The organism is Massilia sp. DD77, from assembly GCF_036961685.1.
In the GTDB taxonomy this organism is placed as follows: domain Bacteria; phylum Pseudomonadota; class Gammaproteobacteria; order Burkholderiales; family Burkholderiaceae_D; genus Telluria.
On record NZ_JBAMDH010000051.1, the window covers coordinates 18,983 to 27,756 of the forward strand.

Annotated in this window: 7 protein-coding genes and 1 pseudogene; 6 read left to right on the plus strand and 2 right to left on the minus strand. The window is 66.3% G+C overall.

Features of this window, described 5'->3' with window-relative positions; genetic code table 11:
* Positions 1 to 46: 46 nt before the first annotated feature.
* On the minus strand, positions 47 to 2,902 hold the full coding sequence (locus V7778_RS22880; protein ID WP_335559564.1) for a 2-oxoglutarate dehydrogenase E1 component: 2,856 nt from the start codon (positions 2,900 to 2,902) through the stop codon (positions 47 to 49).
* A 306-nt stretch (positions 2,903 to 3,208) separates the two neighbouring features.
* Here V7778_RS22880 and V7778_RS22885 point away from each other — a divergent pair, with 306 nt between their 5' ends.
* From V7778_RS22885 to V7778_RS22905, 5 genes are read left to right on the plus strand one after another with little or no spacing between them, the layout of a single operon-like run.
* A complete protein-coding gene (locus V7778_RS22885) occupies positions 3,209 to 3,877 on the plus strand; it encodes a PepSY-associated TM helix domain-containing protein (protein WP_335559566.1) in 669 nt (222 codons plus the stop codon).
* A gap of 42 nt (positions 3,878 to 3,919) precedes the next feature.
* Positions 3,920 to 4,432: a DUF2271 domain-containing protein gene (locus V7778_RS22890; protein ID WP_335559567.1), complete on the plus strand. Its 513-nt coding sequence runs from the start codon at positions 3,920 to 3,922 to the stop codon at positions 4,430 to 4,432.
* Positions 4,433 to 4,458: 26 nt separating this feature from the next.
* Entirely contained in the window at positions 4,459 to 5,283 is an 825-nt protein-coding gene (locus V7778_RS22895) for a DUF4198 domain-containing protein (RefSeq protein ID WP_335559569.1), read from the plus strand.
* A 2-nt stretch (positions 5,284 to 5,285) separates the two neighbouring features.
* On the plus strand, positions 5,286 to 6,296 hold the full coding sequence (locus V7778_RS22900) for an FAD:protein FMN transferase (RefSeq protein ID WP_335559571.1): 1,011 nt from the start codon (positions 5,286 to 5,288) through the stop codon (positions 6,294 to 6,296).
* The gene (locus tag V7778_RS22905; protein WP_335559573.1) at positions 6,293 to 7,633 is read left to right on the plus strand and encodes a sulfite reductase subunit alpha; all 1,341 of its coding nucleotides are present in this window, start codon (positions 6,293 to 6,295) and stop codon (positions 7,631 to 7,633) included. Before V7778_RS22900 ends, V7778_RS22905 begins: the two co-directional genes overlap by 4 nt.
* A 102-nt stretch (positions 7,634 to 7,735) precedes the next feature.
* On the opposite strand, the gene V7778_RS22910 is transcribed toward V7778_RS22905, so the two are convergent.
* Positions 7,736 to 8,224: a KGG domain-containing protein gene (locus V7778_RS22910; protein WP_335559575.1), complete on the minus strand. Its 489-nt coding sequence runs from the start codon at positions 8,222 to 8,224 to the stop codon at positions 7,736 to 7,738.
* 272 nt (positions 8,225 to 8,496) lie between these two features.
* Between V7778_RS22910 and V7778_RS22915 the strand changes: the two are divergent.
* A pseudogene (locus V7778_RS22915) lies at positions 8,497 to 8,774 on the plus strand (hypothetical protein); the annotation flags it as partial.

Genomic DNA, 8,774 nt, shown 5'->3' on the forward strand with positions numbered 1-8,774 from the left:
TGTATTCTGTGCAAAGACCCCGGGCGCGAACCCGGGGCAGTGGTGATTACTTGGTCAGGATAAAGCCCTTCAACTTCGCGAACGCGGTTTCCAGCAATTCCTTCTGCTGCGCCACGTGCTTGTCGGCATAGCCGACCGCCGGGGACGCCGAGGCTGCGCGGCCGGCATACGCCAGGCGCTGGCCCTCTTCCATGCTTTCGAAGATGTTGTGCTGGATCTGGAACCACGGACCCTGGTTCTGCGGCTCGTCCTGCGCCCACACCACTTCGGTCGCGTTGCTGAACTTCTTCAGTTCGGCGGCGAACGACTTGTGCGGGAACGGATACATCTGCTCGATACGGACGATGGCCACGTCGCCGGCATTGCGCGCCTTGCGGGTGTTGACCAGGTCGTAGTACACCTTGCCCGAGCAAACGATCACGCGCTTGACCTTCGACGCTTCGATCTTCTCGTCCACTTCGCCGATCACCGTCTGGAAACCGCCCTTGGCCAGGTCGGTCAGCGGCGAACCCGCATCCTTGTTACGCAGCAGCGACTTCGGCGTGAAGATCACCAGCGGCTTGCGGAACTGGCGCACCATCTGGCGGCGCAGCAGGTGGAAGATCTGGGCGGCCGTGGTCGGCTGCACCACTTGCATGTTGTTGTCGGCGCACAGCTGCAGGAAGCGCTCGATACGGGCCGACGAGTGTTCCGGGCCCTGGCCTTCGTAGCCGTGCGGGAGCATCATGGTCAGGCCGGATGCGCGGCCCCATTTCACTTCGCCCGAGGCGATGAACTGGTCGATGACGACCTGGGCGCCGTTGACGAAGTCGCCGAACTGGGCTTCCCAGATGGTCAGGGTGTTCGGTTCGGCGGTCGAGTAGCCGTACTCGAAGCCGAGCACCGCTTCTTCCGACAGCACCGAGTCGATCACGGTGAAGTGCGCCTGGTTGTCCGAGACGTTGGCCAGCGGCAGGTAGATGCCCTGGTCCCAGCGCTCGCGGTTCTGGTCGTGCAGCACGGCGTGGCGGTGCACGAAGGTGCCGCGGCCGGCGTCCTGGCCCGACAGGCGGACGGCGTAGCCCGACGACAGCAGCGAGGCGTAGGCCAGGTGTTCACCCATGCCCCAGTCGAGGTTCATCTCGCCCTTGCCCATGTTGGCGCGGTCGGCCAGCACTTTTTCAACCAGCGAGTGCGGCTTGAAGTTCTCCGGCACGGTGGTGATGCGTTGCGCCAGGCGCTTCAGCTCGGTCAGCGGCACGGCGGTATCGGCGGCGTCGGTCCACTTCTTGTTCAGGAACGGCGCCCAGTCGACGGCGTACTTGTTCTTGAAGTTGGTCAGCACCGGGTCCACGGTGTGCTTGCCGGCGTCCATCGCGTCGCGGTAGGCCGAGACCAGCTTGTCGCCTTCGTCGGCGCCGGTGGTGCCCTGCGCGGCCAGTTTTTCCGCGTACAGCTTGCGGGTGCCCGGATGCTTGGCGATCTTCTTGTACATCAGCGGCTGGGTCAGGGCCGGGGTGTCCTGCTCGTTGTGGCCCAGCTTGCGGTAGCAGATGATGTCGACCACGACGTCCTTGCCGAATTCGACGCGGTAGTCGAGGGCGATCTGGGTCGCCAGGACAACGGCTTCCGGATCGTCGGCGTTCACGTGCAGGACCGGCGCTTCGATCATCTTGACGACGTCCGAGCAGTACAGGGTCGAGCGCGCGTCGCGCGGGTCGGAGGTGGTGAAGCCGATCTGGTTGTTGATGACGATGTGGACCGTGCCGCCCGTGCCGTAGCCGCGGGTCTGGGCCAGGTTCAGGGTTTCCATGACCACGCCCTGGCCGGCGAATGCGGCGTCGCCGTGCACCAGGATCGGCAGCACTTCCTTGCCCTTGCGGTCACCGCGGCGTTCCATGCGCGCCTTGACCGAACCCTCGACGACCGGGTTGACGATTTCCAGGTGCGATGGATTGAAAGCCAGCGACAGGTGGACCGGGCCGCCCGGGGTCGAGATATCGCTCGAGAAGCCCTGGTGGTATTTGACGTCGCCCGCCGGCAGGTCGTCGGCGTGCTTGCCTTCGAATTCTTCGAACAGGTCGGCCGGGCTCTTGCCCAGGGTGTTGACCAGCACGTTCAGGCGGCCGCGGTGGGCCATGCCGATGACGATTTCCTGCACGCCTTTTTCACCGGCGCGCTGGATCAGTTCGTCCATCGAGGCGATGAAGGATTCGCCGCCTTCCAGCGAGAAGCGCTTGGCGCCGACGTACTTGGTGTGGAGGTAGCGTTCCAGGCCTTCGGCCGCGGTCAGTCGCTCGAGGATATGCTTTTTCTTTTCGGCGCTGAAGGTCGGGGTCGAGCGGATCGACTCCAGGCGCTCCTGCAGCCAGCGCTTCTCCGCCGGGTCGCTGATGTACATGAACTCAGCGCCGATCGAACGGCAGTAGGTGTCGCGCAGCATGTTCAGGATATCGCGCAGCGAGGCGGTTTCCTGGCCAAAGTAGGTGTTGCTGATGTTGAAGACGGTGTCCTGGTCCGCGTCGGTGAAGCCGTAGAAGCTCGGATCGAGTTCCGGCAGGGGCGGACGTTCCTGGCGCTGCAGCGGGTCCAGGTTGGCCCAGCGCGAACCGAGGTAGCGGTAGGCGGCGATCAACTGGGTGACGGCGACGCGCTTGCGGCCCATCTCGGCGTCGGGCGTGGCGGTCACGGTACGGATCGGGCCCTGCTTGGCGCGCTCCGCGAACGAGGCGACGACCGACGAGTGAACCACGTCGGGGCGGGTGGAGCCGTCGACCGCAGGCACGTGCTGCATCTGGTCGAAATAGGCGCGCCAGTTTTCCGGCACCGAACCCGGGTTGTTCAGGTAGGCCTCGTACAACTCTTCCACGTACGGCGCATTACCGCCGAACAGGTACGAGTTCGCGTTATATTGCTGCATCATTTGTTGCTCACCTTTCTTCGCGCTTCGCGAGTATGGGGCGGGTTAGTCTAACCTTCCGCGACACGGCCTGACCGGTTAGCGGATCGCACTTACTACATCAAGTTGTGGGGGAAGGACGGTAATACAGGCCGCCAACGTGTACGCTTTTGCGTACCCAAACCGCCTATCGGCAGCCAGCGTGGCCCGCGACATTGTAACGCATCAGCTCACGCAAGGCTGGCCGCACCCAGAGAAATTATTTATGAAAGAAGAGAAATCGATATTGCCTTGTTGACCAGGTAAATGATAATCGTTATCATTTGCGGCATGCACCCGACCGGACCTTCCCCGCAAGCCTCGCCACCGCCTTCCGCCCTGCCCGGCGCACGCCGCGCTGTTTGGTTAAAACAATTACATCAATGGCATTGGATCAGTTCCGCAATTTGCCTGATGGCGATGTTGCTATTTAGCTTCACCGGTTTCACCCTGAACCATGCGGCCCAGATCGAGGCCAAGCCGCAGGTCACCCGCCTGAAGGCCGCCCTCCCCGAGCCGCTGCGCGCCCAGCTCGAAGCCTACGCGGCGGAACACGCCGATGCCGAAGTCCCGCTTCCCGCCGAACTGGCGGACTGGGCCAATGGCGCCTTCCCGGTCGACGTGCGCGGCAAGCGCGCCGAGTGGAGCGAGGAAGACGCCTATGTCGCCCTGCCCCGTCCGGGCGGCGACGCCTGGCTGCGCATTGCCGCCGACGGCAGCGCCGAATACGAACGGACCGACCGCGGCTGGATCAGCTGGCTCAACGACATGCACAAGGGCCGCAACACGGGCGCGGTGTGGAGCTGGTTCATCGACATCTTCGCGATCGCCTGCCTGGTGTTCTGCATTACCGGTTTCCTGATCTTGAAATTCCACGCGGCCAACCGGCCTTCGACCTGGCCGGTGATCGGCTTCGGCATGGTGCTGCCCGCCGTGATCGCGCTCTTGTTCGTCCATTGATTCGTTCACTACAACTATCCACCATTCATAGAAGGCTATCCGATGAAACTGTCCCACACGCTCGCACTCAGCCTGCCGCTCGCCTCCGGCTGGGCCATGGCCGCCGACTTGTCCGTGAAGTTCGAACTGCCGCAGCTGAACGTGGCCGAGTACCACAAACCTTACGTGGCGGTGTGGATCGAGCGGGCCGACCAGACTGTCGCTTCCAACCTTTCCTTGCTGTACGACGTGAAGAAGAAGGACAACGCCGGCGAGAAGTGGGTCAAGGACCTGCGCACCTGGTGGCGCAAGGCCGGCCGCGACGCCAAGCTGCCGATCGACGGCGTCAGCGGCGCCACCCGCGCGGCGGGCACCCACACCCTGTCCTTCGGTCCGGCCGTCAATGGCCTCGACAAGCTGCCGGCCGGCGACTACAAGCTGGTCATCGAAGCGGCGCGCGAAGCGGGCGGCCGCGAACTGGTCAAGGTGCCCTTCGCCTGGCCGGCCAAGGGCAAGCTGGCGGCGAACGCCGCGGGCAAGGAAGAACTCGGCGCCGTCTCGGTGCAGATCCAGTAAGCACAACCAATAAAAAGGGAGCACCCATGCACACCCGTATCCTGAAGCACACCGTCCTGGCCCTGCTGCTGTCCGGCCTGTCCCTGTCCGCCAGCGCCCACCGCGGCTGGATCCTGCCCAGCGCCACCCTGGTCGAGAAGAAGGAAGCCTGGGTCGCCATCGACGGCGCGATCTCGGAAGGCCTGTTCGACTTCGACCACGTACCGCTGCGCCTGGACGGCCTGGCTGTCACCGACCCGGACGGCGCCACCAGCGCGGCGCAAGGCGCGGTGCTCGGCAAGCTGCGCAGCACGCTCGACCTGCAGCTGCCGAAGGACGGCACCTACCGCCTGGCCCTGGTCAGCAACAACGTCATGGGCAGCTACAAGCTGAACGGCGAAGTCAAGCGCTTCCGCACCACCGAGGCCAACCTCTCCAAGGACGTCCCACAAGGCGCGCAGGAGGTGAAGACCACCATCACCGCCACCCGCCTGGAAACCTTCGTCTCGGCCAACAAGACCTCGGCCGGCGCGCTCAAGCCGAGCGGCCAGGGCCTGGAGCTGGTGCCGGTTACCCACCCGAACGAGCTGCACGCAGGCGATAACGCGCGCTTCCGCTTCCAGCTGAACGGCAAGCCGCTGGCGAACTTCCCGTTCAGCATGGTGCCGGGCGGCGTCAAGTATCGCGGCACCCTGGGTGAAGTCCGCTTCACCACCGACGCCAACGGCGAAGCCAGCTTCACCCTGCCGGCCCCCAACATGTACTGGCTGACCGCCAAGTTCCCGGTCGAGCAGCCGAAGGGCCCGTCGGAGGCCGCCGGCGAAAACCGCCGCTACAGCTACTCGGCCACGCTGGAAGTGCTGCCTCAATAAGCATGCGAGCAGTACTCGTCCCGCTCGCCATCGACCCGGCGCCGCCGCCCCCGGGCAGCGTATTGCGCCGCGCCGCCGGCACGTCGATGGGCACCGACTGGTCGGTGCGCCTGATGCTGCCCGAGGGCGTCGACGGCGCCGCGCTGGCGCATGCCCTGCAGGGCGAGCTGGATGAGATCGTGGCCCAGATGAGCCACTGGGAAGCCGATTCCCTGCTGGCGCGCTACAACCGTGCCCCAGGCGGCAGCTGGCATCCGCTGCCGTCCCGGTTCTTCGAGGTGGCCGACTACGCGCTGCGCGTGGCCGAGGAAACCGGCTGGGCCTATGACCCGGCCGGCGGCGCGCTGGTCAACCTGTGGGGCTTCGGCCCGACCGGACGCTACGACCAGGCCGGCTTCTATGCGCCCGCTGCCGGCGCCATCGAGGCCGTGCTGGCGCGGCGAGCGAGCAGCCGCCCCATCCTCGACCGTGAAGCGCGGCGCCTTCTGCAGCCGGGCGGCGCCGTGCTCGACTTCTCGTCCGTGGCCAAGGGCTATGGTGTGGACCGCCTGGCCCTGTGCCTCGACGCGCACGGCGTGCGCCACTACGTGGCCGAAGTCGGTGGCGAGCTGCGCGGCGCCGGCATGAAGGCCGACGGCGAACCCTGGTGGGTCGAGATCGAGGGCGTGCCCGATGGCGGCGCCCTGTCCGAACAGCCAGTGCTGGCCCTGCACGGCCTGGCGGTCGCCACCTCGGGCGACTACCGGCGCTGGTTCCAGCACGGCCAGCGCCGCGCTTCGCACACGCTCGACCCGCGCAGCGGCCATCCGGTGGCCAACGATCTCGCCTCGGTGACGGTCGTGGCGGACAGCTGCATGGCGGCCGACGCCTTGTCCACGGCGCTGACCGTGATGGGGCTTGAAGAAGGCCTGGCCTTCGCCGACGCGCGCGGCATCGCCGCCCGCTTCCTGGTGCGCCGCCCCGGCGCCCTGTTCGACACCACCAGCGCCGCCTGGCGCGACCTGCTCCAATGATGACGATCGATCCCGTGCGCTGGGGCGGCGCGCTCGCGCTGTCCGTATGCTACTTCGCCATGTGCCTGGCCATCTGGCGCGCCCGCGCGGTCCGCACCAGCGTCGCCGCCGCACCGGCCGACTGGCTGGTGGTGTACGCGAGCCAGACCGGCAGCGCCGAATACCTGGCCCGGCGCACCGCCGAGACCCTGGTGACGGGCGGCCTGAATGCGCGCGCGGCCTGCGTCTCGGCACTCGACAAGCATACCTTGGGCAAGGCCGAACGCATCCTGTTCATCGCCAGCACCTATGGCGAGGGCGACGCGCCCGACAGCGCCGCGCGCTTCGCGGGCGAATCGATGGGCGGCACGCCCGACCTGTCGCACCTGCACTATGCGGTGCTGGCCCTGGGCGACAGCACCTACACGAATTACTGCGGCTTCGGCCGCCAGCTGGACGGCTGGCTGGCGGCGCACGGCGCCACCCCCTTGTTCGCGCGCATCGACGTCGACCGCGGCTCAGCGAGCGCGCTGGCCGAGTGGCAGCACCAGCTCAGCCGCCTGGCCGGCACCAGCGACGCGCCGGACTGGGAAGCGCCGGGCTATGGCGAATGGCGCATCGCCGCGCGCGAGCTGATGAATCCGGGCAGCGCAGGCGCGCCCCTGTACCGGGTGGCCCTGGCGCCGCTGGAAGGCGAACTGCCCGCATGGCAGGCGGGCGACCTGGCCCAGGTCAGCGCACCGGCCGACCCCGAGCACCCGCGCGAATATTCGGTGGCTTCGCTGCCGCGGGACGGCCGGCTCGAACTGATGGTGCGGCTGCAGCGGCGCGAGGACGGTTCGCCTGGCGCGGCCTCGGGCTGGCTGTGCGAACAGGCCACGCCCAGGGACATCGTGCGGCTGCGCATGCGCGCGCACGAACGCTTCCGCCTGGGACCGAATGCGCAGCGGCCCTTGATCGCGATCGGCAACGGCAGCGGACTGGCGGGCCTGCGCGCCCTGCTCAGGGAGCGCATCGATGCGGGGGTGCGCGACAACTGGTTGCTGTTCGGCGAGCGCAATGCGGCGCACGACTTCCTGTGTCGCGAAGAACTGGAAGGATGGCTGGCCAGGGGCAAGCTGACGCGCCTGGACCTGGCCTTCTCGCGCGACGGGGCAAGCCCGCGCTACGTGCAGCACCTGCTGCGCGAACAGGCCGACGTGCTGCGCGCCTGGGTGGCCGACAACGCGGCGATCTATGTATGCGGCAGTCTGCAGGGCATGGCGGGGGGCGTGCATGAGGCCCTGGTCGACGTGCTCGGCAAGGATGCGGTCGACAAGCTGGTGGAACAAGGGCGTTACCGGCGCGACGTGTATTGATGGACGCATCGGCAGCGAAGCTGCCGACCCTACCGCAGGGTTGGCAGCTTGCTGCCGACGCGCTCAACCGGCTTCGACGCTACCGGTCAATCCATCCGACGCTTAACGCTTGCCGTCGTTCTTGTGGCTCTGCCGGCCAGCCTCGGCGTGCTGCTCGGGCGTGCCGCCCTGCACACCCCTGCCGCCCTGGTTGGCTTGGTTACCCTGGTTGCCCTGGTTACCACTCTGCTGGCTGCCGCGCCCGCCCTGGTCGGTGTACTGGTTGTTGCCCCGGCTGTCCTGGTTCCCCTGGTTCCCCTGGTTCCCCTGATTCCCCTGGTTTCCCTGGTTACCGCTCTGCTGGCTACCCCGGCCGCCGCTCTGGTTGTTGCCGTCGTTCTTGTGGCTCATCGAGCCGGCGCGGCGCGCTTCTTCCGAATTGAATTCGTGGGCATTGCCCGATGCATGGGCCGCCCGGCCGCCTTCGCTGGCGATTTCACGCTGGCGCTGCGGATCCATCGAAGCGAAGCCGCGGTTGCTGGTATCACCGCTCTGGTTGTTGCCTCGGTTGCCGCCCTGCTTGTTGTTGCCGCCTTGGTTGTTCGATGCCATGATTGCCTCCTATCATTAGTGAACAGATCAGCCGCTTTGGCTGAAACGGGACACCCATCGTAGTCATCCCGTCAGGACCTGAACACCAGAAACGGACGGTGTTCCTGTAGGACGATGCCCCACTGCCCTACCCGTCTCCTCTGTCGGAATATAAAGCGAACAAGCGTTCAAAATTTATGCATACACCGAGTTATTAGCATGACGGTTATCAGAAACATATTGGCGTAGTGCGTCTGTACTACAATGAGCAAGGCTTCTTGACACTCGACAACGTGAAAATCTCCATCGGCTTCCGCCTGTTCGCATCGGTCCTGCTGGCCATCCTGGCGGTGGCGGCGAGCGGCGTGGTCCTGCTGCGCCAAAACGTACTGGCCAGCTTCAGCGACTATGCGGTGGCCATCGAACTGGACCGCCTCGACGAGCTGTCGGCTTCACTGGCCCAGCAATACCGCGAGGACGGCGGCTGGCGCTTCCTGCCCGAGGGCGACGAGCGCCGGCGCTGGATCGCGCAAGAGCTGGCCCGGCTGCAGGAAGCACGCCTGGGCGGTGC

Bases quoted from the DNA above. Each gene is read 5' to 3' on its own strand.
- V7778_RS22880 (WP_335559564.1), bottom strand. From the start codon at position 2,902: ATGATGCAGCAATATAACGCGAACTCGTACCTGTTCGGCGGTAATGCG.
- V7778_RS22885 (WP_335559566.1), top strand. From the start codon at position 3,209: ATGCACCCGACCGGACCTTCCCCGCAAGCCTCGCCACCGCCTTCCGCC.
- V7778_RS22890 (WP_335559567.1), top strand. From the start codon at position 3,920: ATGAAACTGTCCCACACGCTCGCACTCAGCCTGCCGCTCGCCTCCGGC.
- V7778_RS22895 (WP_335559569.1), top strand. From the start codon at position 4,459: ATGCACACCCGTATCCTGAAGCACACCGTCCTGGCCCTGCTGCTGTCC.
- V7778_RS22900 (WP_335559571.1), top strand. From the start codon at position 5,286: ATGCGAGCAGTACTCGTCCCGCTCGCCATCGACCCGGCGCCGCCGCCC.
- V7778_RS22905 (WP_335559573.1), top strand. From the start codon at position 6,293: ATGATGACGATCGATCCCGTGCGCTGGGGCGGCGCGCTCGCGCTGTCC.
- V7778_RS22910 (WP_335559575.1), bottom strand. From the start codon at position 8,224: ATGGCATCGAACAACCAAGGCGGCAACAACAAGCAGGGCGGCAACCGA.